General features: G+C 61.3%; 21 protein-coding genes. 10 read left to right on the forward strand and 11 right to left on the reverse strand.

All coding sequences use genetic code 11. The features are described 5' to 3' along the window. The first annotated feature begins 138 nt into the window (after positions 1-138). From AB8A27_RS20960 to AB8A27_RS20980, 5 genes are all read left to right on the forward strand, one after another. The gene (locus AB8A27_RS20960; RefSeq protein ID WP_441243574.1) at positions 139-1,830 is read left to right on the forward strand and encodes a thiamine pyrophosphate-dependent enzyme; all 1,692 of its coding nucleotides are present in this window, start codon (positions 139-141) and stop codon (positions 1,828-1,830) included. Between the two features lie 195 nt (positions 1,831-2,025). Beyond that, the gene (locus AB8A27_RS20965; RefSeq protein WP_441243575.1) at positions 2,026-2,808 is read left to right on the forward strand and encodes an ABC transporter ATP-binding protein; all 783 of its coding nucleotides are present in this window, start codon (positions 2,026-2,028) and stop codon (positions 2,806-2,808) included. Further along, the gene (locus tag AB8A27_RS20970; RefSeq protein WP_441243576.1) at positions 2,805-3,662 is read left to right on the forward strand and encodes an ABC transporter permease; all 858 of its coding nucleotides are present in this window, start codon (positions 2,805-2,807) and stop codon (positions 3,660-3,662) included. The genes AB8A27_RS20965 and AB8A27_RS20970 overlap by 4 nt, the downstream gene beginning before the upstream one ends. A gap of 34 nt (positions 3,663-3,696) precedes the next feature. Further along, entirely contained in the window at positions 3,697-4,665 is a 969-nt protein-coding gene (locus tag AB8A27_RS20975; RefSeq protein ID WP_441243577.1) for an ABC transporter substrate-binding protein, read from the forward strand. Positions 4,666-4,736: 71 nt separating this feature from the next. After that, complete coding sequence (locus AB8A27_RS20980) at positions 4,737-6,074, forward strand: amidase (RefSeq protein ID WP_441243578.1); 1,338 nt, start codon at positions 4,737-4,739, stop codon at positions 6,072-6,074. Positions 6,075-6,119: 45 nt separating this feature from the next. On the opposite strand, the gene AB8A27_RS20985 is transcribed toward AB8A27_RS20980, so the two are convergent. Further along, positions 6,120-6,656 (reverse strand): cupin domain-containing protein, encoded by a 537-nt coding sequence (locus AB8A27_RS20985; protein WP_115033206.1) that lies wholly within the window; start codon positions 6,654-6,656, stop codon positions 6,120-6,122. Between the two features lie 165 nt (positions 6,657-6,821). Here AB8A27_RS20985 and AB8A27_RS20990 point away from each other — a divergent pair, with 165 nt between their 5' ends. The 3 genes from AB8A27_RS20990 (at position 6,822) to AB8A27_RS21000 (ending at position 8,289) form a co-directional block, all read left to right on the forward strand. Continuing rightward, positions 6,822-7,037: a CsbD family protein gene (locus tag AB8A27_RS20990; RefSeq protein WP_371420105.1), complete on the forward strand. Its 216-nt coding sequence runs from the start codon at positions 6,822-6,824 to the stop codon at positions 7,035-7,037. Between the two features lie 234 nt (positions 7,038-7,271). Further along, on the forward strand, positions 7,272-8,069 hold the full coding sequence (gene trhO, locus AB8A27_RS20995; RefSeq protein WP_441243579.1) for an oxygen-dependent tRNA uridine(34) hydroxylase TrhO: 798 nt from the start codon (positions 7,272-7,274) through the stop codon (positions 8,067-8,069). Further along, complete coding sequence (locus AB8A27_RS21000; protein WP_441243580.1) at positions 8,062-8,289, forward strand: SlyX family protein; 228 nt, start codon at positions 8,062-8,064, stop codon at positions 8,287-8,289. Before trhO ends, AB8A27_RS21000 begins: the two co-directional genes overlap by 8 nt. A gap of 154 nt (positions 8,290-8,443) precedes the next feature. Here the strand turns inward: AB8A27_RS21000 and AB8A27_RS21005 are convergent, their stop codons facing one another. Further along, the gene (locus AB8A27_RS21005) at positions 8,444-9,982 is read right to left on the reverse strand and encodes a class I adenylate-forming enzyme family protein (RefSeq protein ID WP_441243581.1); all 1,539 of its coding nucleotides are present in this window, start codon (positions 9,980-9,982) and stop codon (positions 8,444-8,446) included. A gap of 70 nt (positions 9,983-10,052) precedes the next feature. Beyond that, positions 10,053-10,658, reverse strand: coding sequence for a nuclear transport factor 2 family protein (locus tag AB8A27_RS21010; RefSeq protein WP_441243582.1), 606 nt, complete (start codon positions 10,656-10,658; stop codon positions 10,053-10,055). Between the two features lie 81 nt (positions 10,659-10,739). Between AB8A27_RS21010 and AB8A27_RS21015 the strand changes: the two genes are divergently transcribed. Further along, positions 10,740-12,839, forward strand: a complete 2,100-nt coding sequence (locus AB8A27_RS21015; protein WP_441243583.1) for a S9 family peptidase — start codon at positions 10,740-10,742, stop codon at positions 12,837-12,839. Positions 12,840-12,963: 124 nt separating this feature from the next. Here the strand turns inward: AB8A27_RS21015 and hemC are convergent, their stop codons facing one another. The 5 genes from hemC to AB8A27_RS21040 all read right to left on the reverse strand — a co-directional run bounded on the left by hemC (position 12,964) and on the right by AB8A27_RS21040 (position 17,636). Next, positions 12,964-13,947: a hydroxymethylbilane synthase gene (hemC, locus tag AB8A27_RS21020; protein WP_441243584.1), complete on the reverse strand. Its 984-nt coding sequence runs from the start codon at positions 13,945-13,947 to the stop codon at positions 12,964-12,966. A 108-nt stretch (positions 13,948-14,055) separates the two neighbouring features. Next, the gene (mctP, locus tag AB8A27_RS21025; RefSeq protein WP_441243585.1) at positions 14,056-15,552 is read right to left on the reverse strand and encodes a monocarboxylate uptake permease MctP; all 1,497 of its coding nucleotides are present in this window, start codon (positions 15,550-15,552) and stop codon (positions 14,056-14,058) included. Further along, the gene (locus AB8A27_RS21030; RefSeq protein WP_092145849.1) at positions 15,542-15,727 is read right to left on the reverse strand and encodes a DUF3311 domain-containing protein; all 186 of its coding nucleotides are present in this window, start codon (positions 15,725-15,727) and stop codon (positions 15,542-15,544) included. Before AB8A27_RS21030 ends, mctP begins: the two co-directional genes overlap by 11 nt. Before the next feature lie 219 nt (positions 15,728-15,946). Next, entirely contained in the window at positions 15,947-17,059 is a 1,113-nt protein-coding gene (locus tag AB8A27_RS21035; RefSeq protein WP_441243586.1) for an NADH:flavin oxidoreductase/NADH oxidase, read from the reverse strand. 259 nt (positions 17,060-17,318) lie between these two features. Then, entirely contained in the window at positions 17,319-17,636 is a 318-nt protein-coding gene (locus AB8A27_RS21040; RefSeq protein WP_441243587.1) for a hypothetical protein, read from the reverse strand. A gap of 389 nt (positions 17,637-18,025) precedes the next feature. Here AB8A27_RS21040 and AB8A27_RS21045 point away from each other — a divergent pair, with 389 nt between their 5' ends. Continuing rightward, a complete protein-coding gene (locus AB8A27_RS21045; protein ID WP_441243588.1) occupies positions 18,026-19,828 on the forward strand; it encodes a carbamoyltransferase family protein in 1,803 nt (600 codons plus the stop codon). A gap of 40 nt (positions 19,829-19,868) precedes the next feature. Here AB8A27_RS21045 and AB8A27_RS21050 read toward each other — a convergent pair whose 3' ends face one another. The 3 genes from AB8A27_RS21050 to AB8A27_RS21060 all read right to left on the reverse strand — a co-directional run bounded on the left by AB8A27_RS21050 (position 19,869) and on the right by AB8A27_RS21060 (position 25,347). Next, positions 19,869-21,548, reverse strand: coding sequence for a methyl-accepting chemotaxis protein (locus tag AB8A27_RS21050; protein WP_441243589.1), 1,680 nt, complete (start codon positions 21,546-21,548; stop codon positions 19,869-19,871). A gap of 292 nt (positions 21,549-21,840) precedes the next feature. Continuing rightward, entirely contained in the window at positions 21,841-23,532 is a 1,692-nt protein-coding gene (locus tag AB8A27_RS21055; RefSeq protein WP_441243590.1) for a methyl-accepting chemotaxis protein, read from the reverse strand. Positions 23,533-23,586: 54 nt separating this feature from the next. Next, positions 23,587-25,347, reverse strand: coding sequence for a methyl-accepting chemotaxis protein (locus tag AB8A27_RS21060; protein WP_441243591.1), 1,761 nt, complete (start codon positions 25,345-25,347; stop codon positions 23,587-23,589). Positions 25,348-25,838 lie beyond the last annotated feature (491 nt).

Raw genomic sequence — 25,838 nt, forward strand, 5'->3', positions numbered from 1 at the left:
ATTGACGATCATGAAACCGTTTCGCGGCTCAGCTATTGCTGCAGTGCGATCTTTCGGCTCCAATCACAATTGGACCGACCGCATCGCTGCATTAGCCCGCCTCCCGGCGGAGAGCCAATTCCAGAAATCGGAGCTCCCATGTCGAAAACTGTCGCAGATGAGATTGTCCATGTGCTTGAGACGATTGGCGTACAGCAGATTTTCGGCCTGATCGCCGACTCGCTTAATCCTTTGGCGGACTCGGTCCGGCGCAGCAATATCGAATGGGTCGGGGTCCGCCATGAGGAAGGCGCGGCGCTCGCTGCCGCGGGCCAGGCCAAGCTCACCGGCAAGCTCGGCGTTTGCGCCGGCTCCACCGGGCCGGGCAGCACGCATCTCGTCGCCGGTCTCTATGAAGCGGCGCGCGATCATGCCCCGGTGCTGGCGCTTTCTGGCGAAATGGCGCGGGCAGCCAAAGGCGTCGACTTCTTCCAGACCACCGAGCCGGACCTGCTGTTTCGCGACGTCGCGCTCTACACCCAGACCATCACCACCGCGGCGCAGGCGCCCGGTGTGATCCATCAGGCGATCTCCACCGCCTATGCCGGCCCTGGCGTCGCGCATCTGACGCTGCCTGTCGACGTGCTGTCGTCGAAAGCCGAAGGGGCGACAGCGAGCCTTGCCACGCTGGTGCCGCGCGGCGAGATCCTGCCCAATGATGCCGCCATACAGGAAGCCGCGCGCCGCATCGACGAGGCCGGCAGCGTCGTCATCATGTGCGGCCATGGTGCCATCGGCACCGCCGAACTCCTGCGCGCGCTCAGCGACAAGTTGAAGGCCCCGCTGGTGCATTCGGTGCGCGGCAAGGAGATCATGGCGTTCGATGACGTCAGATGGATGGGCGGGCTCGGCATGATCGGCACCAAGGCCGTCTACAATGCCGTGCACGACGCCGACCTGCTGGTGATGATCGGCACCGACTATCCCTATTCGAACTTCCTGCCGCGCAAAGGTAATGTCATCCAGATCGACGTACGCGCCGAAGCGCTCGGCCGGCGCACACCGACGAGCCTTGGCGTCATCGGTTCGGCACGCCCCGCGTTGAAGATGCTGCTCGACAGGGTGCAGACCAAGACTGACGGCGAGTTCTTCGAGACAACGCGCCGCGCCCGCAAGAAGTGGGACGAGATGCTCGACAAGCAGGCCGATCCCGCCCGCAGCAAGAACAAGGTCCACCCGCAGGCCGTAGCGCGCATCGCCAGCGATCTGGCACGGCCCGACGCGATCTTCGTGTTCGACACCGGACTGAACACGCTGTGGTCGGCAAACTGGATCCGCCAGAACGGCACGCAACGGATCATCGGCTCGTTCAACAACGCCGCCGTCGGCACGTCCGTGGGTCAAGGCAATGGCGTGCAGATTCTCGACCGTACCAAGCAGGTCATCGTGCTGACCGGAGATGGCGGCTTCAACATGCTGATGGGCGAGTTCATGACCGCCGTGCAGCACAAGCTGCCCATCAAGGTGATTGTCTACAACAATTCGGCGCTCGGTCTGATCACCCTGGAAGCCGAAAGCATTGGCCTCGCACCGTTCCGCGAGGCCATCGAATTCCCCAACCCGGATTTCGCGGCATTGGCGCGTGCCTGCGGCGCGCAAGGTTTCACGGCCAAGCAGCCGGGCGACCTCAAAAAGGCCATCGCCGATGCGCTGGCCTGCGACGGGCCGGCGATTGTCGACTGCGTGGTGGCCGCCGACGAGATTCCGAACCTGCCGCATATCGACGCCGCCATGGTTGGCAATTATGCGCTGGCGAAGATCAGAGAAGCGGTGATGGCGGTGACGGGCTGACAAAGTGTTCGCCAAAAATACACTTCGGCGTCGCTGCTCAATTTCTCGCCGAGAATAATTCGAGCCTGCCCAAAGCCGGGGCAAAACGCTTCAAGCCTCAAGCACTCAGCAGAAAACCTGCGCGATTGCTTGGGGCTTTTTCGTGCCCGAGGTGGCACGCAGCTTGCGTATGTGCGGTACCCAGGAAACCGCATCATGCCGCCGAAACAAGTTCAGCTCAGCGTCCAGAACATCAGCAAGTCGTTTGCCGGCAAGGGCGGCGACGTCAATGTACTCGACGATCTCTCCTTCACCATCAACGAGCGTGATTTCGTCAGCATCATCGGCCCTAGTGGCTGCGGCAAGACGACGATCTTCAACATCATCGCCGGCCTGCTGGAGCCCGATGGCGGCACGATCACCTATCGCGGCGAGGAAATCGAAAGCCTGCGCGGCCGCGTCGGCTACATGATGCAGAAGGACCTGCTGTTTCCGTGGCGCACGGTGATGGGCAACGTGCTGCTCGGATTGGAGACGCGCGGCGTCGACCAGAAACAAGCCGAAGAGAAGGCTCGCGAATATCTCACGCAGTTCGGCCTTGCCGGCTTCGAGAATGCCTATCCCAAGACCCTGTCCGGCGGCATGCGCCAGCGCGTGGCGCTGATCCGCACGCTGATCATGGATCCCGATATCCTGCTGCTCGATGAGCCGTTCTCGGCGCTGGACTACCAGACACGGCTGTATCTCGAAGGCGTGCTGAAAGACGCCGTCCAGACCTACAACAAGACCGTCATCCTCGTAACCCACGACATCGACGAAGCCGTCGCGCTGTCGAAGCGCGTCGTCGTGCTCTCCGGCCGCCCTGCGCGGGTCAAGGTCGTGCATGAGATCGACATCGAGGCGACGTCGCCTATCACGGCCCGCAACGACGTGAAGTTCTCGACCTATTTCAAGACGCTCTGCGCCGAACTCGATATCCAGACGGAGAAAACATCATGACTCTCGTGATGTCTGGCACGCCTGCACGCAAAAAGGCCGCTCCGCGCAAGATCCGCAAGAACCGCTCGATCTTCGACACTACGCTTGGTCGTGCCGTACTGCAGCTTCTTGGCGTCGCCATCTTCTTCGCACTGTGGGAGGCCGGCGTGCATGCCGGCTATATCTCCGCCTTCCTGATGGGATCTCCGTCAGGAATTTTCAGGATGTTTTATAAGCTGATCCTGAGCGGCGAGCTGCTGTCGGATTCCTGGTACACGCTGTTCGAGGCCATTCTCGGCTTCATCATCGGCACGATCTTCGGATCGCTGTTCGGGCTGGCACTCTGGTATTCGGTATTCGTCGCCAGACTGGTCGAGCCTTTCATCGTCGCCATCAATTCCGTCCCGAAGATCGCGTTGGCACCGATTGTCGTGCTCTGGTTCGGCACCGGCCTGATCTCGAAGGTCGCACTCGCCGTCTCGCTCACAGCTCTGGTCGCCCTGATCGCTGCCTATCAGGCCGCGAAGGATGCCGATGTCGACCTGCAGTCGCTGATGATCTCGATGGGCGCCGACAAGCATCAAGTGTTCTGGAAGGCTGTCGTCCCCTCCACGCTGCCATCGATCATCGCCACCTTCCGCATCAATATCGGCTTTGGCCTGGTTGGCGCCGTGGTCGGCGAATTCATCTCGTCGCAGCGTGGCCTCGGCCACATGATCTTCACGGCTTCGAGCCTCTACGATCTCAACTCGGTCTGGGTCGGACTGTTCACGCTGATGATCCTCGGCTTCGCGCTCTATTACGTCATCGACATCATCGAGCGCACCTCGCTGCCGTGGAAACAGGCAACCACCTCGCATCAGGTCCAGGTTTGACTTCTCTTTCCCTTCTCACTCAAGGAGACGTTCCATGTCGTTGTTGAAGCGTATCACCGGCGCGGTCGCGCTGGCTGGAATCCTGCTCGCCACTCCCGCCATGGCGCAGAACAAAAAGGTGGTGCTGTCGCAGGCCTTCCAGTCGATGCTGTATCTACCGCTTTACGTCGCCATCAATGAGGGCTTCTTCACCGCGCAGGGCCTCGACCTCACCAAGGAAACCGCAGGCTCGCCCACGGTCGCACTCTCAGCCGTGATCTCCGGCAGCGCGCAGTTCTCGATCCATGGTCCGGAATGGACCGCCATCGCCGCCTCCAAGGGCGCGCCGGTCGGCATCATCGCCAATGTTGTCAACGGCGCCGCCGTGTGGATCGCGACCTCACCGGATTTCAAGTTCACCGATGTCAAAAGCCTGAAGGGCCAGAAGGTGGTCGTCGGCACCATGCCGACCACCAGCACCTCGCTGTTCCTGAAGCTGCTGAAAGAGAACGGCATGGACGGCAAGACTGACGTGGAGATGATCCCCGTCGCGATCGGCAGCGAGCCAGGGCCGTTCCTCGCCAAACAGGCCGACGTCGCCGTGATGTACGAACCCGGCCTCGATCAGGTAGTCGCCAAGGGTATGAAGGTGGTCTACGGCTTCCCGAAGAGCTACGGCGCCTATGCATTCTCGTCAGTGACAGCGCGCAATGACGTCAATCCGGATCTGGCGCAGCGCGTCACCAACGGCATGGAAATGGCGATGCGGTTCATGAAGAAAGATCCTGCCAAGACCGTGGCCATTGCGCAAAAGGAATTTCCAACGCTGGATCCTGCGGTGATCGAATCCGCCGTCAAGCGCATGCTGGCCGACGGTGTCTATCCGGACAGCGTCGATATTTCCGCCCCCTCGCTGAAGATCTCCATGGACACCCAGATCGCGCTCGGCAACCTCGCCGCTCAACCCGACTATGACAAGTTTGTCGTGAAGAAATATATCGAGCCCGCATTGGCGATGAAGTAATATCGAAGGCGCGCAGCTCGGCGGCTGCGCGCCTCTCTTGATTCCAGAAGAAACGTTCAGGACGAACCCACATGACAAATACAACCGCGCGCACCGCAACATCTGGCGCGGGGGTTCTGGACCTGCTGCGGCTGTTCAAAGGCAACACATCTGCAGCGGACCACTACGCATCGGAGCGCCTCGCACAGGCGAAGGCCGCCGAGCCAGTACTGAAGGCCTTCGAGGTCCTCCCCACCGACACCGTGCGCAAACCGGGACCGCTGTCCGGCATTCCCGTTGCCATCAAGGACATCATCGCCACCACCGACATGCCGACCACCAACGGATCGGCCGTCTATGCCGATCACGTGCCCTCAAGCGATGCCTGGGTGGTCGAACGGTTGCGTAATCTCGGCGCCACGATCTTCGGCAAGACGGTCTCCACCGAATTCGCCTGGCGCCATCCCGGGCCGACCACCAATCCATGGAACAGCAAGCACACACCGGGCGGCTCGTCTTCGGGCTCGGCCGCATCGGTCGCCGCCGGCATCGTGCCGCTGGCGCTGGGCACGCAGACGCTGGGCTCCATCATCCGCCCCGCAGCCTTCAACGGCGTGGTCGGCTTCAAGCCGAGCTTCGGCGCCATCCCGCGGAGTGGCGCGCATCATTTGAGCCAGTCGCTCGATCACATTGGCTTCTTCGCGCGCAAAGTCGACGACGTTGCCTATGCGCTGTCATTGCTCGCGGGCACCAGCCACAGCGATCCGCATGGCGCGCCGGTGCCAGGTTTCGAGATTTCCGTCGAGCGCGGCGTGCCACCGCTGCCGTCGCCACGTCTTGCGGTGGTGCGCTTCGCCAAATTCGCCAAGGCGGAGAGCGAGCAGCAGCAGGTGTTCGAGGCCTCGGTCACGCGGCTACGAGGCGCCGGTGCAGCGATCGAAGAACTTGAACTGCCGGAACTGGATCGCAGCAACTGGGACGCGATCAATACCATCCTGGCCGCCGAAGGCGCGGTGATCTTCGGCGATCTCGTCGCGCGCTATCCAGACAAGACCAGCGATCACCTGAAGAAGCTGGTCGAGACCGGCAGCGCCATCAGTGCGACCGCCTATCTCAAGGCCAAGGCGCTGCAGACAACGCTGCGTGCGGATTTCACCGCGCAGATGACGAATTACGATGCTGTGCTGACACTGCCAGCCTATGGCGAAGCTCCGGAAGGGCTGAGCTATACCGGAGATGCCGAATATTGCGCGCCATGGACCCTGATCGGCGTGCCCGCGCTGTCGCTGCCAGCCGGGTTTGGCAAGAACCATCTGCCGCTCGGCCTGCAGGTGGTCGGCCCCTACCTGAACGACTTGCGCACACTGCGTGTTGCGAAGTGGATCGAAAGTGCGCTGGCGTTTTCGCCGGGTTTGCCCGAAATCAAATAGCAAAAGGCCCTCGCCCAATCTCGGGCGAGGGCCTCAGCTTGATACTTACTTCTTCACTGCACCATCTGGATGCGTGGGATCAACCCACAGCACGGTCTCCGGCTTCTCGACCGGCTCGATGTCGATATTGATGGCGATTGCTTCGCCGTCGCTGCGCACCAGCACGCATTCCAGCACTTCGTCACGGCTGGCATTGATTTCCTGATGCGGCACGTAAGGCGGCACGAAGATGAAATCACCCGGGCCGGCTTCTCCCGTAAACTGCAGGCGATCCCCCCAGCGCATCCGCGCCTTGCCCTTCACGACATAGATGACGCTTTCGAGATGACCGTGATGATGCGCGCCGGTCTTGGCATCCGGCTGGATCGACACGGTGCCGGCCCACAGCTTCTGCGCACCGACACGCGCGAAATTGATCGCCGCCGCGCGGTCCATGCCCTTCGTCGACGGGACATTGGTGTCGAGCTTGTCGGCCGGAATCACGCGAATGCCGTCATGCTTCCAGCGATCCGGATCATGGTCATGGGAATGATCATGTGAATGATCGTGCGGATGAGTGTGGTCGTGACCATGGCCGGACATGTCGTTGCCTTCTTGGGTTCCGAAGAAATGGTGCCACCGCGTGCGACATCACCTCCCCGGGAGTGAGGAACATTCAATTGAGCTGGCAATTGTCTTTGCGAAGCTCAAGCAGCGCGCATCGAGAATGGTCTCGGAACTGCGTCTGCAGCATGACAGGAGTATCTTATGGGTGCCACCGCCGACAAGATCAAGGGAACCGCGAATGAAGCCATCGGCAAGGCCAAGCAGGGCGTTGGCGAGGCCGTCGGTTCGGATCGCTTGCAGGGCGAAGGCCTGATCCAGGAAGGCAAGGGCCACGCGCAGAAGGCCGTGGGCGACGCCAAGCAGGCCGCGAAGGACGCCGCCGATAAGGCATCCGATTTTGCGAACCGCAAACTCTAGAATGTCTCTGCCGGCGGAGTTTTGACTCCTTCGCCGGTTGCGGGTGACGCTGCAAAAGAAGCCGGTCCCAAAAGGGGCCGGTTTTTTGCTGTCCGTCAGCTCGTTACGCTGCGCCCGGAATGACATAGGTCAATACCTGCGCAGGGGAGCATCCGGTCCAAAGCCCTGATGGCAACGATATTTCGGTCAGTTCCCGGACTTCCCCCTCGCCGGTCCGGCTGGTAAACCCCCGCCATGTTCAAGGTCGCCGCCCTCTATCAATTTGCCGCGCTGCCGGATTTTCGCGCATTGCGCGAACCGCTTCGTGCGTACTGCACCAATCTCGGGATCAAAGGCTCGATCCTGCTGGCCGAGGAAGGCATCAACGGCACCGTGGCTGGCACCGACGCTGCCATAGATGCGCTGATGGCGGAGCTTCGGGCAGGTGTGATGTTCAGCGACCGGCTGAACCATCTCGAGCTGAAATTCTCTCGCGCCAGCATGATGCCGTTTCTGCACATGAAAGTGCGGCTGAAGAAAGAGATCGTCACCCTCGGCGATCCCCAGACCGATCCGACCAAGACCGTCGGCACCTATGTCGATGCCGCCGACTGGAACGATCTGATCGCTGACGAGAACACGCTGGTACTCGATACGCGGAATGCGTTCGAAGTGGCGATGGGCACGTTCGAGGGCGCGGTCGATCCGGAGATCGCAAGCTTCGGCCAGTTCAAGGATTTCGTCGCGCGCACGCTCGATCCCGAGAAGCACAAGAAGATCGCGATGTTCTGCACCGGTGGTATCCGCTGCGAGAAGGCGAGCTCTTACCTGCTGTCGCGTGGCTTTGCCGACGTCTATCACCTCAAGGGCGGCATCCTGAAATATCTCGAAGAGATACCCGAGGCCGAGAGCCGCTGGCGTGGCGAATGCTTCGTGTTCGACCAGCGCGTCGCGCTCGGCCATGGCCTCGTCGAGAGCCAGTCGATCAAGCCTGACCTGCCGATCAATTCGGAAGATTTTGCGATGCTGCGGGAGAGCGCATCCGATGAGTGAGACCGCAAAGGACCTGACGGGCTTGCGCGAACGCCTCGACGCGCTCGAGACCCGCGTCGCCTATCAGGACGACACGATCGAGACGCTGAATGCGACGATCACCGCTCAGTGGAAACAGATCGACATGCTGACGCGGCAAGTCGCCACGCTCGGTGAGCGGCTGCAGGAAGCCGAAAGCAACAGCGGCGCGCCGCGGAATGAACCTCCGCCGCATTATTGAAGACGGTCTCAGGTGTCGTCCCCGCGCAGGCGGGGACCCATACACACTGGAGAACTGGGAAAAACGCTGCAACTATAACCTTGTCGTTTAGACTATATCGACCGTGGTTATGGGTCCCCGCCTGCGCGGGGACGACAGGCTGATCGACCGGCGCTTACGCGGACAAGTCCGCCGCCAACTTCCGATCTCGCAACTCTCGCTTTAGCACCTTGCCGATGGCGCTGCGCGGCAGCACATCGACCAGCACGACATCGTTGAGTCGCTGAAACTTGCCGACACGCTCATTCGTCCAGGCTTTCAGCCCTGGCGCATCGACTGAGGCACCCGCCTTCATCACCACGAAGGCGACCGGCGTTTCACCCCACTCTTCCGACGGCATGGCCACGACAGCGGCTTCGAGCACGTCGTCGTGTTTCGTCAGCACGGCTTCCAGATCGCTCGGATAGATGTTGAAACCGCCGGAAATAATCATGTCCTTCTTGCGGTCCATCAGCTGCAGAAAGCCGTCCTCGTCGAAGCGACCGACATCGCCGGTCCGCACATAGCGTTTGCCGGAAGCATCATGCCAGAACGTCTCGGCGGTCTTGCCGGGCTGGTTGAGATAGCCCTGCATGATGACGGGCGAATGCCCGACCACTTCGCCAATCTCACCCTGAGCGACGAAATTTCCGTCCTCATCGATCAAGCGGATCTCATGGTCCGGTGCAGGCTGCCCGACCGTGTGCAGCTTGGTCGGATGTTCATGCGCCAGCAGCACGCAGGTGCCGCCGCCTTCGGTCATGCCGTAATATTCAGTCAGCCCGCCGGGCCAGCGCTTCAGCACATCCGCCTTCAACACAGCGCCGAACGGCGCCGAGGTCGAGAATTTCATCACGAAGGATTTGAGATCGAAGCGATCGAAGTCCTCAACCGCCATGATACGGCGATACTGCACCGGCACCAGCATCGCATGGGTCGCGCGATGCCTGGAAGCGAGTTCGAGGAAGCCCCGCGCATCGAACTTCTTCATCAGCACCAAGGTGCCGCCACCGGCAAGTGTCGGATTGAAACAGACCAGCGTGGTGTTGGAATAGAGCGGCGTCGACAGCACGGTGACCGCATCCGGCCCATAGCCCAGCGGATCGAGCTGGCCATATTGCCGCCAGCGCATCCAATAAGTGTGGATGATGCCCTTCGGCGTACCGGTCGTGCCCGAGGAATAAATGACATTGAAGACCCATTCCGGATCGATCGTCACCGGTGTGGGCTTCACACCTTCCGGCGCCAGCCATTGCGCGAACGGCTTTCCGGCCTTACCGCCGTCCAATGCGATACGCGGGATCGAGGGATCGATCGCCGCCTCTGCGAACGACGCAGCCGTCGCATCGTCCATGAACAAGATTTTTGCCGCAGCATCCTTTACCATCGCGGCAAAATCCGTCGGTGTCGATGACGGCGCCAGCGGCGCGACCGCAACGCCGGCGCGCAGCGCGCCGAGGAACACGGCGGCATATTCGATCGAGGACAGCGCACAGATCGAGATCGCATCGCGCGGCTTGAGGCCGCTGGCCTGCAGTGATGCAGCGATACGGTCGATCAGCTGGTCGAACGCCGCGTAATCGATCTCGCGTTCAGCGTCGATCACAGCGATCTTGTCGGGCTTCGACACGGCGGTGTTATGGACCAAAGCATCGAGGGTGATGAAGTCGGGCATGCGTTTCCTCGTTTTTGTTCTTACTTGATTATCTTTGCTTGACCTCCCCTTTTCAGGGGAGGTCAGAAAGCTACCGATCCAGCTTTTCGCCGTTCAGCCACTTCTTGCCGCTGGCATAGAGCGCTTCCACAGCAGCACCGCGCAGGCCGGGCATATCGGGCTTGATCTGATAGCCGATCTGGCTCTGCAGATATGCGAGATGGCGATAGCCCTCGGGGAAGCTCGCGAGCAGATCCGCATCGAGCTTCAACGGCGTGCCAGGCACCACGGGATCCATGCGGTCCTTCTCATAGATCGGCTGGCGCAGCACCATGCCCCATTTGCCGTCACGCTTTTCGAGGAAATCGTAGAATCGCCCGGTCAGCATCACGTCGACATTGACGCCATGGACCAGCGCGCGTTGGGCGATGGTCATCTTGGTCTGCGACACCGCACGGGTGCCCGCGAGGTCGATCGATTGCGCACCGAGGAAGTGCATGATCGAAACGCCCTTGGCCCAGCCGGCCTTGCTCATGGCGATGAATTCGTCCGCGGTGCCCTGGGTCCAGGTCGCCACCATGCGGCCATCGTCGAACCAGACAGTGCGGAAACGGTCCCAGTCGCCGGCATCGCGCCAGACCACCCAGTTTTCAATGAGATCGCGGATGGCAAGGCGGTCGATAATCTCTATATCCATGGAATATCCAATATGCGGGGCAGGCGCCGATGCGCGTGTGCCGCAATCATATCCGATCAGGCTTCCGCGAAAAGAGCGTTCATGACAAAGCAGACATCTTCCATGCCCGTGCCGGTTGCGCCGCGTCATCCGCATTCCTTTACGACCCACGGCATCACCGTGAATGATGATTACGCCTGGTTGAAAGACGCCAAATGGCAGGAGGTACTGCGCGACCCCAGCGTGCTGGAGCCGGAGATCCGCACATATCTGGAGGCCGAAAACGCCTATACCGAGAGCCTGCTCGGCGGCACGGCAGCGCTGCAGACCAAACTGGTCGCGGAAATGCGCGGCCGCATCAAGGAAGACGATTCCAGCGTGCCATCGCCGGACGGTCCCTATGCTTACTTGCGGAAATTCCGCGAGGGCGGCCAGCATGAATTGTTCGGCCGCATGCCGCGGGACGGCGGCGAGGCCAGCATCATTCTCGACGGCGACAAGCTGGCCGCGGACCACAAATATTTCAAGTTCGGCGGCGCCCGCCATTCGCCCGACCACGCGCTGGAAGCCTGGAGTGCTGACGTCAAGGGCTCGGAATATTTCACCATCCGCGTGCGTGACTGGGCCACCGGCAACGATCTCGACGACGTAGTCGAGGAGACCGACGGCGGCGTGGTGTGGACGCTTGACTGCAAGGCCTTCTTCTATGTGAAGCTCGACGACAACCATCGCCCGATGCAGGTCTGGCTGCACAGGCTCGGCAGCAAACAGGCCGACGACAAACTGATCTTCGAGGAGCAAGATTCCGGCTGGTTCACCCACATCCATGAAAGCGCCAGCGGCCGCTTCTGCGTCATCGCCGGCGGCGATCATGAGACCTCCGAACAACAGCTGATCGATCTCGCCACGCCAGACGCGCCGCCGCGCCTCGTGGCGAAGCGTGAAGACGGTGTGCAGTATTCGCTGGCCGATCGCGGCGATGAGCTGTTCATCCTGACCAATGCCGACGGCGCTATCGACTTCAAGATCGTGACCGCGCCGCTGGCGTCACCCGCGCGCGCCAACTGGACAGACCTGATCCCCTATCGCGAGGGCATCTATGTTCTCGACATGGATCTCACGGTCAATCACCTGGTCCGTCTGGAGCGAGCCAACGCACTGCCGTCGATCGTGATCCGCGATCTCACCACCAAGGAGGAGCACGCCATTGCCTTCGACGAGGCTGCCTATTCGCTCGATACGATGGGCGGCTACGAATTCGATACGACCATGCTTCGCTTCGCCTATTCCTCGATGACGACGCCGTCCGAAGTCTATGATTACGACATGGCGACGCGCGAGCGTACCTTACGCAAGCGGCAGGAAATCCCGTCCGGTCACAATCCCGCTGACTATGTCACCACGCGCATCATGGCCAAGGCACATGACGGCGCCGAGGTGCCGGTCTCAATCCTGCACCGCAAGGACCTGGTGCAGGACGGCAAGGCTCCGCTGCTGCTCTATGGCTATGGTTCCTACGGCATGGCGATGCCGGCGTCGTTCTCCGCGAACAGGCTCTCGCTGGTCGATCGCGGCTTTGTCTATGCGATCGCGCATATCCGCGGCGGGGCCGACAAGGGCTGGGGCTGGTATCTCGACGGCAAGCGCGACAAGAAGACCAACTCATTCGATGACTTCGCTGCGGCGGCGCGAGCACTGATCGATGCGAAATACACGTCAGAAAAGCGAATCGTCGGTCACGGCGGCAGCGCTGGCGGCATGCTGATGGGCGCGGTCGCCAACCGCTCCGGCGAGTTGTTCTCCGGGATCGTCGCCGAAGTGCCGTTCGTCGATGTGCTCAACACCATGCTCGACGACACGCTGCCGTTGACGCCGCCCGAATGGCCCGAATGGGGCAATCCGATCGAGAGCGCGGAGGATTTCAAGACGATCCTGTCCTACTCGCCTTACGATCAGGTCGCGGCCAAGCAGTATCCGAAGATCCTGGCGATGGGCGGCCTTACCGATCCCCGCGTCACCTATTGGGAACCGGCGAAATGGATTGCCCGGCTGCGCGCGACGATGACGGGTGGCGGCCCGGTGCTGCTGCGGACGAATATGGGCGCCGGTCACGGCGGCGCGTCCGGGCGCTTCAACCGGCTGGATGAGATCGCGATCGTCTATGCGTTTGCACTGTGGTCGGTGGGGATGGCGGAGAGCTAGTCGTCGTCGTTGAGTTCAGCTCCGTCATGGCCGGGCTTGTCCCGGCCATCCATGCCTTCTCTCGCTCGGTTAAGACGTGGATGCCCGGGACAAGCCCGGGCATGACGACTAAGAGGTTGGCAGCCTACTCCGCCGGCCTGTTGGCCTCGATCAGCGCACCGGCGCCCTTGCCCAGCAGTTCCAGCCCGACAGCCCGCCCCAGCTCGCGCGGACGATCCGCCGGCCCTACGCGCGTTACCTCGATGAACTGCCCGCCGGCTTCATCCAGCACCGATGCGGTCAGCGACATCTCGTGCCCTGATATCACCGAATAACCGGCGATCGGCGAATTGCAGTGGCCGTTCAGCACCCACAACACCTCGCGCTCGGCATCACATGACAGGTGCGCAGCAGGATCATCGATCAGCGACAGATAGCGCCGCGAAGCCCAATCATGCGCCGCGCATTCGACTGCGACGATGCCCTGCCCCACGGCCGGCAACATTTCCTGCGGCGTGAAATCACGGGCAATGCGGCTGGCCAGCCCGACCCGCTCCAGGCCTGAACGCGCCATGATCAGCGCATCGGCGGGGCCGACCTCGCCACCATCGGGCAGTCGCTGCATCTCGCCATTGTCGAGTTTGCGCACGCGCGTATCGGCAGCGCCGCGGAAGTGGATCACCTCAATCTCGGGAAACAGCCGCCGAATATAGGCCGCGCGGCGCACGGCATTGGTGCCGATCCTGAAGCCTTTACCACGCGTCCGTTTGAGATCGTCGAGGCTGACACCCTTGCGCAGCACCAGCGAGTCCGTCGGAGGATCGCGCACCAGCGTAGCGCCGATCACGAGGCCGGGCGTGTCCTCGTTGCCCGGCATGTCCTTCAGCGAATGCATTGCCGCATGCAACGTGCCCTTGAGCACGGCGGCGCGAATCTCGCCGACGAAAGCCCCGCCCTTGCCGCCATGCTTCAGGAGATTGCTGGTCTGGTCGCGGTCGCCGACCGGCTCGAATTTCACGATCTCGACGGCCAGTTCCGGCGCAACCACCGCAAGCCGGCGCGCGATCTCTTCGGTCTGGGCCAGCGCCATAGTGCTTTTGCGCGTGCCGATGCGCATTGATTCAGTCACTCAGGCAAGCTCCATCCAGCGGTCCCGCACAGGGATGGCGGGCATTCGCGCGGACAATAAAGCCGGCGCGCGCCGGAAACAATGCGCGCGCGGGCTTTACAACGGCCTTTAAGTGCTCACCGCCTCGGCCGTTACCACCGGCTTCGGCACCACGAGATTGACCAGCACCGCGACCACGATATTCGCGACGAGGGCAATCAAGCCGACATAGACCGTCGCCTGGAAGCTGCCCATCGACAGCATGTGCAGCGGCTTGAGCCCGTCCGTCCAGGCCAGATATGTCCCGCCGAACAGGCCGACCACCCATCCGGTCAGCAATGCCGGCGCGGTGAACCAGCGGGTGAACAGGCCGAAGATCAAGGCCGGCAGCGTCTGCAGAATCCACAGGCCTCCGAGAAGCTGCAGGTCGAGCGCGAACTGCGTCGGCAGATAGATGATCACCAGGAGCGCACCGACCTTCACCACCAGCGACGCGATCTTCGCCACCGCGGCTTCGCCCGCCGTATCGACCTGCGGGTTGACATAGGCCTTCCAGAAATTGCGGGTGAAGAGATTGGCAGCGCCAATGCTCATCACGGCCGCAGGGACCAGCGCGCCGATGGCGATCGCCGCAAAAGCGAAGCCGGCGAACCAGCTCGGAAACAGCGTCTGGAACAGCGCCGGCACCACGTCATTATTGCTGGCAAGCTTCAGCTTGGCAGCATGGCCCATATAGCCGAGCAGCGCCAAGAGGCCGAGCATCAGCGTATAGGCCGGCAACAGCACCGCATTCTTGCGGATGGTCGTGGCGCTCTTGCTGGCGAAGATGCCGGTCAGCGTATGCGGATACATGAAGGCCGCGAGCGCCGAACCGAGTGCCAGGGTGGCATAGGCTACATATTGACCGGGCTGCAGCAAGATGCTGCCCGAACCCTTGGCCTTGAATGCCTGATCGGCTGCGTCGAACACTGCGGCATAGCCGCCGAGCTTGCCGGGGATCACCGACACTGCCGCGATCACAGCGATATAGATCATGATATCCTTGACGAAGGCGATCAGCGCCGGCGCACGCAGGCCCGACGAATAGGTGTAGAGCGCGAGCACGACAAAGGCCGCAATCAGCGGAAGTTCACCTTCGAAACCAAGTGCCTTCACAGCCGTGGCCATACCGATCAGCTGCAGAGCGATATAGGGCATGGTGGCGACGACACCGGTGATGGCGACTGCTGCTTCCAGCAGGCGTGAACCATAGCGGCCATGCACAACGTCGGCGGCAGTGACATAGCCGTTGTCCTTGGCCACCTGCCACAGCTTCGGCATCACCATGAACACGATAGGATAAACCAGGATCGTGTAAGGCAGCGCGAAGAAGCCATAAGCGCCGACCGAATAGACCAGTGCCGGCACGGCGATCACCGTATAGGCGGTATAGAAATCGCCGCCGACCAGAAACCAGGTGATCCAGGTGATCCAGGTGCCGAACTGGCGGCCACCAAGACCCCATTCGTCGAGACTGGCCAGCGTTTTCGGGCGGCGCCAATGCGAGGCGACGAAGCCCATCACGGTGACGAGCGCGAAGAAAAACAGAAAGACCGCAACGGCGGGAATATCGAGCTCAGTCTTCATTGGGGTAGGTCCGGTAGGCGAGCCAGGTCAGGAAGGCGGTCATCGGCACCCAGGCGAGCTGGTACCAGTAGAAGAATGGAAAGCCGAACAGCACCGGATCATGAAAGTTGTAGAACGGGACCCAGAGCAGGCCGACGAAGGGGATCAGCAGAAGCCATAAGAAATGGCGGGCCATGGCGGGCTCCTCTCGATAGGCGGGCAGCGCCGGATGCCACGATTATTTTACGGCGCAGAATTTTGCGCTGTGTAGGTGCGACATTCTGTCATGTAAACACGATGCTGCTGCAGGGCTGCCATTCGCGGAGTGGGCGCGCAGCAAACGCAAACACCCACACATCGCACCGGACTTGCGGGACAATGCGTGGGTGTTGAAAGTGAGGCGTCTTGAAGTGGTTTAGCGGCCGCCGAACGTCGTATCGCCGAACAGCGCCTTTTGCGTCGATGGCTGCGAGCGCCAGTATTGCGGCGGCGCCTGTACCTGACCGCCAAGATGCGCCGCCGCGTGCCACGGCCAGCGCGGATCGTAGAGAATACCGCGCGCGATGGCGACCAGATCGGCCTTGCCGGAAGCAACGATGTCTTCGGCCTGCTGTGCTTCAGTGATCAGCCCCACGGCTATCGTCGGCAATCCCGTGGCCGTCTTCACGGCTTCGGCGAACGGCACCTGATAACCCGGCCCGAGCGCGATCTTCTGCTGTGGCGAGACACCACCTGATGAAACATCCATCCAGTCGACGCCGCGCTTCTTCAGCTCGTTGGCGAGAACAATGGTCTGCTCAACATCCCAGCCGCCCTCGACCCAATCGGATGCCGAAACACGGAAGCCAACCGGCTTGCCGGCGGGAAACGCCGCACGCACCGCGTCGAAGACTTCGAGCGGGAAGCGGATCCGGTTCTCCAGGGAGCCGCCATAATTGTCGGTGCGCTGGTTGGAGATCGGTGAAAGAAACTCGTGCAGCAGATAGCCATGTGCACCGTGGATTTCGAGCGCGTCGATGCCGAGCCGCTCCGCGCGCTTCGCGGTCGCGACAAAGGCGTCGCGGATGCGCGCGAGGCCCGCGGCATCAATCTCCTGCGGCGGCAATTCGTCGGACTTCTGCGGAATCGCGGACGGGGCCTGAGCGACCCAGCCGCCTTTGTCCAACGGTACCTGCTGGCCACCATCCCACGGTGCATGGCTCGACGCCTTGCGGCCGGCATGGGCGATTTGCATCGCTACGGCGATCTTCGAATGTTTGCGGATCGCCGCGAGGACCGGCTTCAGTGCGGCTTCGGTCTCGTCGTTATAGAGCCCGAGATCGCCTGGTGTGATGCGGCCGATGGCTTCCACGGCTGTCGCTTCGATCACCAGCATGGCCGCGCCCGACAGGGCCATATTGCCGAGATGGATCATGTGCCAGTCGGTAGCCCGGCCATCTTCGGCAGAATACTGGCACATCGGCGCAATGACGATGCGGTTCGGCAGCGTGAGGTCGCGCAGCTTGAAGGGAGAAAACAGAGCGCTCATGAAGATTCCAGGGTGGGAGGACCAAATTGCCATGCGCGAGCGCGCAAGCTTGCCATGCCGACATTGGAACTTGGAGGAGAAAACGCAAGATGGCATGCCAAAAGCGACCTCAGCATTGTGCAAGGAAGGTAGCTTTCGACAAATCATTCCTGGAAGAGAGGCCCAATTCCTGGAGAAAGCGAGCCTGGAAAGCAAAAGGCGCCCCGGTTATCCGGCGCGCCTCTCTATCTCGTTCATTCAGCGCCGCAGCGCCTACAACTTAGTACGGGCAGACCACCCGGCCCCAGCGACGGCTGAAATAGCAGCCCGGCGCCACGAAGCGCGGCCCACCATAGAAGCCATAGCCACGACCGCGGCCCCAGCCGCCGCCACGATAGAAACCGCCACCCCGGCCACGGCCCCAACCGCCGCCACGCCCCCAACCGCGACCACCGCCACGGGCCTCGGCCGAAGTGCTGCTTGTAGTGAGCAACACCGTGGACGCGCCGATCAGACCAACACAGTAGACAGACACAAGCGCCATCGCTGCCAGGCAGCGGGTCACGATATTATGGCGCGTCGTTTTGGTTTGAGCCATTCTTAGGATCTCCCATTCTGCAGAAGCACAGCTTTAGAATGCTTCCGGCCTCGAATCGTTCAGTGAGCAATTCTTGATTCACACAGGTGCTGAAACCAGAATAGTAATATGGCCATCACAAGGCGTGCATGCACGAACGTGCTTTACAATAGGGTCAAGCTCAAACGTCGGTCAAGTTGCCGGCAACGCTGTCACTACGAACGAATGCGCACCTTCCCGCATCACCTCGCTTTTAACCTCCTGCCGTTCATCTTCTCTTCATATTGCCTCGCACTATGCTGATCGCTGCCTCGCATCTGCGAATATGCGGTCCGTCACACCCACCGCGTCTGCGTCAGCAGCTCGATCCCATCGTTCGTCCCTTCCCGCGAATTGTCAGAAGCTGATTCATGCCCAAACCCAGCTACATCCTTGGTCTCAACACCTACGATCACGACGTCAGCGCCTGCTTGCTGCGCGATGGCGCGCTGGCCTATGCGATCGAGAAGGAGCGGATTACCCGCGAGAAACACGCCACGGGATTCTACAAGGAAGTGATCGATTACGTCCTCGACGCCGAAGGCATCACGCTCGACGACGTCGACCTGGTCGTGAGCAATTGCTACATCCTGCCGGTTCCTGAGATGGAAGACCGCCTGATCTATCAGGACATGCCGGGCTTCCTGCCCGAATATGAACGGCAGGACGCCAGCGTCCATCCGCTGTTCCGCTCCCGCACCGGCAAGGTCAAAACGATCTCGCATCACCTGGCTCACGCCTATAGCGCGTTTGCCGTCTGCCCCTTCGAGGAGGGGGCAATCATGATCGTCGACGGCGTCGGCAGCTATCGTTCGGACGTGATGGAGACCTATCCTGGCGACGAGCCAGGCTCGAAGCTCGCCCGGGAATCAGAGAGCTACTACACGTTCAAGGGCGCACAGCTCGACTGCCTGAAGAAAGTCTGGATGGAGCCGGATCGCGGCTTTCTCAGCGACGAATTCTACAACATGCCGGGCCTTGGCGCACTCTATAGCCGGGCCTCGACCTATGTGTTCGGCGACTGGAACAAATGCGGTGAGTTGATGGGGCTGGCCCCCTACGGCCGCCGCGACCAGATCAAGCCGCTGATGGATATCACCGACAATGTCCTCAGCGTGCCGCGCTGGACCCCCGAATACAACCAGCCCTATATCGCCGACAGCGACGGCAAGTGGGACACCCATCCGTCCATGCGGCATTGGGAGGATCTCGCCTGGCGCGTGCAGGACGACACCGAGAAGGTGCTGCTCGCCCGCGCGCGCTGGCTGCGCGAGACGACCGGCGCGAAGAACCTTTGCATCGCCGGCGGCGTCGCGCTGAACTGCGTCGCCAATGGTCGCATCGCCCGCGAAGCCGGCTTCGAAAATGTCTGGATCCAGCCCGCTGCCGGCGACAACGGCATCGCCATCGGCTGTGCTTATTACGGCCTGCTGGAGGTACAGAAGCAGCCGCGCTCTTATGTGATGACGCACTCTTACACCGGCCGCGCCTATACGGATCGCGACGTCGAGGCAGCGACCCAGCGCACGCTCGTCAAGGCACAGACCAGCGCGGTGCGCAGCGATAATATCTGCCGCGACACGGCAAAGTTACTCGCAGACCAGAAAGTGATCGGCTGGTTTCAAGGGCGTTCGGAATACGGGCCGCGCGCGCTCGGCAATCGCAGCATCATCGCCGATCCGCGCCGGCCGGAGATGAAGGACATTCTCAATTCACGCGTGAAACACCGTCAGCCGTTCCGGCCATTCGCGCCGATCGTGCTCGCCGAGCGCGCCAGAGAGATTTTCGAAGGCGATCAGGATTCGCCGTTCATGCTGATCGCGGCCCCGGTGCGACCCGAATGGCGCGAGAAGATTCCGGCTATCGTGCACGTCGACGGAACGGCGCGCATCCAGACCGTCACGGAAGACACCAATCCGGTGCTGTATCGGCTACTGAAGGAATTCGATGCGCTTACCGGCGTTCCGGTGCTGCTCAACACCTCGTTCAACGTGAAGGGCGAACCGATCGTCGAGACCCCGCGCGATGCGATGGCGTGCTTCATCAATACCGGCATTGACCACCTGATCCTGCACGATACGCTGGTGTCGAAGACCTCAACGCATCGATTCATCGCCCCGCTGGTGCGCACCTATATGGACGTCGCAGGACTGGTCATGTCGAATGTGAAGTAGCGGCCTTGCGCTCTCCCCGCATGCGGGGAGAGCGCAAATATTACGCTGCCCGCACCGCGTTCAGGAACTTGCTGACTTCATCCTTCAGCCGCGTGCTGTCCGAGGACAGTGATTGCGCTGCAGCGAGAACCTGAGTCGAGGCAGATCCGGTCTCTGTCGCACCACGCTGCACATCAACGATGTTCGATGAGACCTGCATCGTGCCCTGCGCCGCCTGCTGAACGTTGCGAGAAATCTCCTGCGTCGCGGCGCCCTGCTCTTCCACCGCGGAAGCGATGGTCGAGGAAATCTCGGACATGCGGCCGATAGTGTCTCCGATCTCCTTGATGGCGCCGACCGATTCCTGTGTCGCCGCCTGGATACCGGAAATCTGCGTCGAGATCTCGCCAGTCGCCCTGGCTGTCTGCTCAGCGAGTGCCTTCACTTCGGAGGCCACGACAGCGAAACCGCGGCCGGCTTCGCCGGCCCGTGCAGCCTCGATGGTCGCATTGAGCGCCAACAGGTTAGTCTGGCCGGCAATGTTGTTGATCAGTTCGACGACGTCGCCGATGCGCGACGCTGCGCTGGCGAGTTCGCTGACGCGATCGTTGGTCTTGCGTGCCTGATCGACCGCTTGTCCTGCGATTGCCGCCGATTCCTGAACCTGGCGGCTGATCTCGTTGACCGAGGAGGCCATTTCCTCGGTCGCCGAAGCTACTGACTGTACATTGGTCGATGCTTCTTCTGAGGCTGCAGCGACCGTCGTGGTCAATTCCTGCGAACGTTCCGCCGTGGCGGTCAGCGTGCCTGCCGAGGCTTCCAGTTCGGTCGATGCCGACGACACCGTCTCGACAATCTCACCGATCATCGATTCGAAATTGCGGGTGATGCTGTCAACGCGGCGACCGCGCTCGATCTTGGCTTCGGCGTCGGCCGCCGCGGCTTGATCCGCCGCGCGCTTGTCGATCAGCGCCTGCTTGAACACCTGCAGCGAGTCCGCCATCGTACCGATCTCGGTCTTTTCGCCCTGATGCGGGACGACTGCGGTCAGGTCGCCCGTACCGAGCGCCTGCATGGGCAGCACGATCGAAGTAATGCCGGCCGAAACATCGCGCACCAGCAGGGTAGCCGCACCGACGCCGACAACGACCGCAAGCAAGAGCGAACCGATCACCATCTTGATGGCGATCCCAAAGCTGTCCGTCGCCAGTTCTCCGGCCGCCAAAGCACCCTTGTTGTTGAGGTCGACATCCTTCTGCAAGGCTTCGTCCGCCTTGAAGCCAATCTGGTTGACCTTCACGTTCATATCTCGTGCTTCATCACGAGCATTCTTGCGCGACAACGCAAGAACGGGCTGCACTGCCGCGATATACTCGCTCCAGAGCTTGCTGAATTCGTTGTACATCGCGCGTTCCTCGGGCGAGGAAATCATCGGCTCATACGTCTTGCGCGCCTTGTCGAGCATCTCGGCGTAACGCACCAGCGTGTCGTCCTGAACCTTCGTATCTGCGGCATCCGTTGCAAGCAGATGTCCGCGAACCACAGAGCGATAGCTGATCGTAGCAGCGCGGACTTCACCCAAAGAACGCACACTCGGCAGCCAGCTTGTAACGATGTCGGAGGTCGCTCCGTTGATCGTGTACATCTGCTTGATGGCCAGCGCGCCCATTGCAGACATGGCGAGCAGCAGAAACGAGACGACAATGGTGATCTTGGTGCGGATGGATAGGCTGGCAAACATAGGTGATGGTCCCTCGGTTTTCGACCGTTGGCGCGCAACTGCACGAATGGTATTTTCTGGGTTTGAAGACGCGGCATGCATTGGAGCTGCCGGCCAAGCGTCGATAGCTTTCAGCGATCAACGATCTCGTGATCGAGATTGTCCGGATAAAGTTAAGGAGCGGTGCATCATGACTACTTCTTGTGCATGGCTTCTTGAATGAGTGTGGCGCACACGCATAACAGCATTATCGCGCAAGAAAGCCGACGCTCACGCGCCGGCTTTTGCCGTTGTACACCAGTGTTCAAACCCGTTAGGCAGCGCGCACCGAATTCAGGAATTTGCTTACTTCGTTCTTGAGACGTGTGCTGTCCGATGACAGCGAACGCGCGGCCGAAAGCACCTGCGACGACGCAGAGCCGGTCTCGGACGCTCCACGCTGCACGTCGATGATGTTTGACGAGACCTGCATGGTACCCTGTGCCGCCTGCTGAACGTTACGCGAAATCTCCTGCGTCGCGGCGCCCTGCTCTTCCACCGCGGAAGCGATGGTCGAGGCAATCTCGGACATCCGGCCGATAGTGTCTCCGATCTCTTTGATGGCGCCGACCGATTCCTGCGTCGCCGCCTGGATACCGGAAATCTGCGTCGAAATCTCGCCAGTCGCTTTGGCAGTCTGCTCAGCGAGTGCCTTCACTTCGGAGGCCACGACCGCGAAACCGCGGCCGGCTTCGCCGGCCCGTGCTGCCTCGATGGTGGCGTTGAGCGCCAACAGGTTAGTCTGGCCGGCAATGTTGTTGATCAGTTCGACGACGTCCCCGATGCGCGATGCAGCGCTGGCGAGTTCGCTGACGCGATCGTTGGTGCGGCGCGCCTGATCGACCGCCTGATTGGCAATGCTCGCCGACTCCTGCACCTGCCGGCTGATCTCGTTAACGGACGAGGCCATTTCCTCCGTGGCCGATGCCACCGACTGGACGTTGGTGGAGGCTTCTTCGGACGCTGCCGCCACTGTGGTGGCCAGGCCCTGGGAACGTTCGGCTGTCGCAGTCAGTGTGCTTGCGGAGGCCTCGAGTTCGGTCGATGCCGACGATACGGTATCCACGATCTCGCCGATCATCATTTCGAATTCGCGGGTGATGTTGTCAACGCGGCGACCGCGCTCGATCTTGGCTTCGGCGTCGGCAGAGGCAGCTTCATCTGCCGCGCGCTTGTCGATCAGCGCCTGTTTGAACACCTGAAGCGTGTCGGCCATCGCGCCGATCTCGGTCTTCTCGCCTTGATGCGCGACATGCGCCGTGAGATCGCCGGCGCTCAGCGCCTGCATCGGCTTGACGATCGATGCGATGCCCGAGGACACGTCCTTGACCAGATAGACGCCGACACCGATGCCGATAACCGCGGTCACTGCAATGATCGCGATGACAGTCATCAGCGCCGAACCATAGCTGTCATCGGCCTTCTGTCCCGATGCCGCTGCGCCCTTGTCGTTGAATTCGATGGCCTTGCGCAGGACGAAGTCGGCCTTGGATCCCAGCGGATTGATCACATTGAGATTGAGTTCATGGGCTTCCAGATTGCCCTTGCCGAGATTCTTGCGATCAAGCGCGAAGACTTCCTGGCTGCGCGACAGATAGGTGTCCCATTCCTTGCTCCAGTCATTGAAGATCGCACGTTCTTCAGCGCTCGAGATCAATTTGTCGTAGGCCGCCCGCTCTTCGGCAACCCGCTTGACGATGGTGTCGATGCCAGCCTCTGTCTTCTGCATCTGCTCGGCATTGGCTGCGAGAATGTGGGCACGCACCAGATTGCGATAATCGATGGTCGTCGCCCGCAGCCCGCCGAGAACACGAACGCTGGGCAACCAGTTTTTCTGGATGTCCGACGCATTGGCGTTGATCGTCTGCATCTTACTGACGGCAAGCGCCCCCATCCCAGTCATCGCGATCAACAGGAACGCGATAACGATGGTGATCTTGGCTTTGATAGAGATCTTCGAGAACATGGCTGACGTCCTGTGGGCGTTCGTCGGTGGAACTAGCTGTTGTCCGGCATGGCCTTAGGCCGCCCGAACCGAACTGAGAAAGCGGCTGACTTCCGCCTTGAGGCGGCTGCCGTCCGACGAGAGCGACTGCGCGGCCGAAAGAACCTGGGACGAGGCCGACCCGGTCTCGCTGGCGCCGCGCTGCACATCCGTAATGTTGGACGAGACCTGCTGGGTGCCATGCGCGGCTTGCTGCACGTTGCGGGAAATCTCCTGGGTGGCGGCGCCCTGCTCTTCGACGGCCGAAGCAATCGTCGACGAAATTTCCGACATCCGGCCGATGGTGACACCGATCTCGCGGATGGCGCTGACCGATTCGTCGGTGGCGGACTGGATGCTGCCAATCTGTGTGCTGATCTCGCCCGTCGCCTTGGCGGTCTGTTCCGCGAGCGTCTTCACCTCAGCCGCCACTACGGCGAAACCACGCCCGGCTTCACCGGCGCGGGCGGCTTCGATGGTCGCATTGAGCGCCAGAAGGTTGGTCTGCCCGGCGATGCTATTGATCAGCTCAACCACATCGCCAATACGGCTCGCCGCCTTCGACAATTCGCCGACACGGTCGTTGGTCTTCTGTGCCTGCTGCACGGCCTCGCTGGCGATGCGCGCAGATTCCTGAACCTGGCGGCTGATCTCGTTCACCGACGACGCCATTTCCTCGGTCGCCGATGCCACGGACTGCACATTGGTCGACGCTTCTTCCGAAGCCGCTGCGACCATCGTCGTGAGTTGCTGTGAACGCTCGGCCGATGACGTCAGCGTGCCCGCTGACGCTTCGAGTTCCGTCGACGCCGACGACACGGTCTCGACGATCTCACCGACGGCGCTCTCGAAATCATTCGCCAGCTTCATCATTTCGCGCTTGCGCTGCTCGGCAGCGATCTTTTCCTGCTGTTTTTGAGCGTCAGCTTCTGCGCGGGCGCGCTCCTGCGCTTTCAGCTTGAACTTCTCCACGGCGCCAGCGACCTCGCCAATCTCGTCCTTCCGGCCGAGGCCCGGCAGCACCACGCCGAAATTGCCCTCGGCGAGCTCTTCCATGGATTTGCTCAGCGCGCTCATGGGACGGCCGATCGTGAACACCGAGAATGCACAGGTGCCGATCAGCATTAGCGCGACCACGCCACCAAGGATCAGCGAATTTCGCTCGGCTGCAGCGGCCTCGTTCGCCGCGGCGGTCGTCTGCTGCTCGGTCTTTTCCTTGGCCATGTTGACGATGGCATCCGCCAGCTTGTCGAGTTCGGCGCTCATCGGCAACAGCACATCGGTGCGGAGCTTGACGATCTCTGCACCCAGCGCTGTGATTCGTGCGGAGGCATCGGCAGACAGTTCGCCTGCCTCGTTACGTGTCGCCTGCAGGTTCAGGATATCCGTCCGGATCGCACCGATCTTGTCACCGCCCTTGCCGAGGGTCGTCATCATGTCGAGGAATTTGCTGATGCGTTCGCGCTCATCCGGCGCAGTTGCCAATTTCAACATTTGCGACGAGAAGCGAAGCCCGGCTGCGGTCCGCGCTGTGAAATAATCGGCGGCCTTCTGGACGTCAGCGACTTTCGTCGCGCCGAGGAAATCCCGCACGCCGATCTGCATGCCGCGGAATGAGGCCTTGGCCTCGGCAGCATTCTGCGCAATGGCCTGATAGACGCCGGCGGTCTGATAGGACTGACGCACCTCCGCACTTCCCGTGATCTGCATATAGATCATCAGGCTGACGAGAATGATGCCGAGCCCGGACGCAATCGCGAGCTTGGTGCCGATACGCAGATTCTGGATGAAGGCCATGACAGTCCCTGGGAATGAAGTGGCAGAGAAATGAGTCGGGTCGTCCTTCGCCGGACAGAGTCCGGCGTCGAATGAAATGGTCGAATGCTAGGCGGTTGTCTTTTTGGCGGAGCCCGGCGGCAATCCGACGGGCACGCGAAGCTTGGCCTGAGCCGATCCTGAACGAGAAACGTCATCAGCTCATATGAGCGAGCGATACATTCGATGATCGATCAAATCACCCGTTCATGAACAGGAACCTACCACCGCGCTTCTGACACAAACGTTAACACGCCGATGATGCCCTCACTCAAATTGAACTGAAATGGCAGCGGCACCTAAGTAACTCGAACATTTTCCGGGTCGATGCGTCGGGAGTTCGTGCAACGCCGGCCCCGAATTAACTATCTAAGATTGCAGTACGAGGCCGATAGCCAGCCAGGCGAGATAGCTTCAATTGCGAAGTTCTGCCGAAACAGCGCGACCTGCGGCGCGAGAGAAGGTGGGTCTCT

The organism is Tardiphaga sp. 768_D3_N2_1 (assembly GCF_052076105.1).
Taxonomy (GTDB): Bacteria; Pseudomonadota; Alphaproteobacteria; order Rhizobiales; family Xanthobacteraceae; genus Tardiphaga.

Excerpts from the sequence above, each read along its gene's own strand:
- AB8A27_RS20960 (WP_441243574.1), top strand. The coding sequence starts at position 139 with ATGTCGAAAACTGTCGCAGATGAGATTGTCCATGTGCTTGAGACGATT.
- AB8A27_RS20965 (WP_441243575.1), top strand. The coding sequence starts at position 2,026 with ATGCCGCCGAAACAAGTTCAGCTCAGCGTCCAGAACATCAGCAAGTCG.
- AB8A27_RS20970 (WP_441243576.1), top strand. The coding sequence starts at position 2,805 with ATGACTCTCGTGATGTCTGGCACGCCTGCACGCAAAAAGGCCGCTCCG.
- AB8A27_RS20975 (WP_441243577.1), top strand. The coding sequence starts at position 3,697 with ATGTCGTTGTTGAAGCGTATCACCGGCGCGGTCGCGCTGGCTGGAATC.
- AB8A27_RS20980 (WP_441243578.1), top strand. The coding sequence starts at position 4,737 with ATGACAAATACAACCGCGCGCACCGCAACATCTGGCGCGGGGGTTCTG.
- AB8A27_RS20985 (WP_115033206.1), bottom strand. The coding sequence starts at position 6,656 with ATGTCCGGCCATGGTCACGACCACACTCATCCGCACGATCATTCACAT.
- AB8A27_RS20990 (WP_371420105.1), top strand. The coding sequence starts at position 6,822 with ATGGGTGCCACCGCCGACAAGATCAAGGGAACCGCGAATGAAGCCATC.
- trhO (WP_441243579.1), top strand. The coding sequence starts at position 7,272 with ATGTTCAAGGTCGCCGCCCTCTATCAATTTGCCGCGCTGCCGGATTTT.
- AB8A27_RS21000 (WP_441243580.1), top strand. The coding sequence starts at position 8,062 with ATGAGTGAGACCGCAAAGGACCTGACGGGCTTGCGCGAACGCCTCGAC.
- AB8A27_RS21005 (WP_441243581.1), bottom strand. The coding sequence starts at position 9,982 with ATGCCCGACTTCATCACCCTCGATGCTTTGGTCCATAACACCGCCGTG.
- AB8A27_RS21010 (WP_441243582.1), bottom strand. The coding sequence starts at position 10,658 with ATGGATATAGAGATTATCGACCGCCTTGCCATCCGCGATCTCATTGAA.
- AB8A27_RS21015 (WP_441243583.1), top strand. The coding sequence starts at position 10,740 with ATGACAAAGCAGACATCTTCCATGCCCGTGCCGGTTGCGCCGCGTCAT.
- mctP (WP_441243585.1), bottom strand. The coding sequence starts at position 15,552 with ATGAAGACTGAGCTCGATATTCCCGCCGTTGCGGTCTTTCTGTTTTTC.
- AB8A27_RS21030 (WP_092145849.1), bottom strand. The coding sequence starts at position 15,727 with ATGGCCCGCCATTTCTTATGGCTTCTGCTGATCCCCTTCGTCGGCCTG.
- AB8A27_RS21035 (WP_441243586.1), bottom strand. The coding sequence starts at position 17,059 with ATGAGCGCTCTGTTTTCTCCCTTCAAGCTGCGCGACCTCACGCTGCCG.
- AB8A27_RS21040 (WP_441243587.1), bottom strand. The coding sequence starts at position 17,636 with ATGGCTCAAACCAAAACGACGCGCCATAATATCGTGACCCGCTGCCTG.
- AB8A27_RS21045 (WP_441243588.1), top strand. The coding sequence starts at position 18,026 with ATGCCCAAACCCAGCTACATCCTTGGTCTCAACACCTACGATCACGAC.
- AB8A27_RS21050 (WP_441243589.1), bottom strand. The coding sequence starts at position 21,548 with ATGTTTGCCAGCCTATCCATCCGCACCAAGATCACCATTGTCGTCTCG.
- AB8A27_RS21055 (WP_441243590.1), bottom strand. The coding sequence starts at position 23,532 with ATGTTCTCGAAGATCTCTATCAAAGCCAAGATCACCATCGTTATCGCG.
- AB8A27_RS21060 (WP_441243591.1), bottom strand. The coding sequence starts at position 25,347 with ATGGCCTTCATCCAGAATCTGCGTATCGGCACCAAGCTCGCGATTGCG.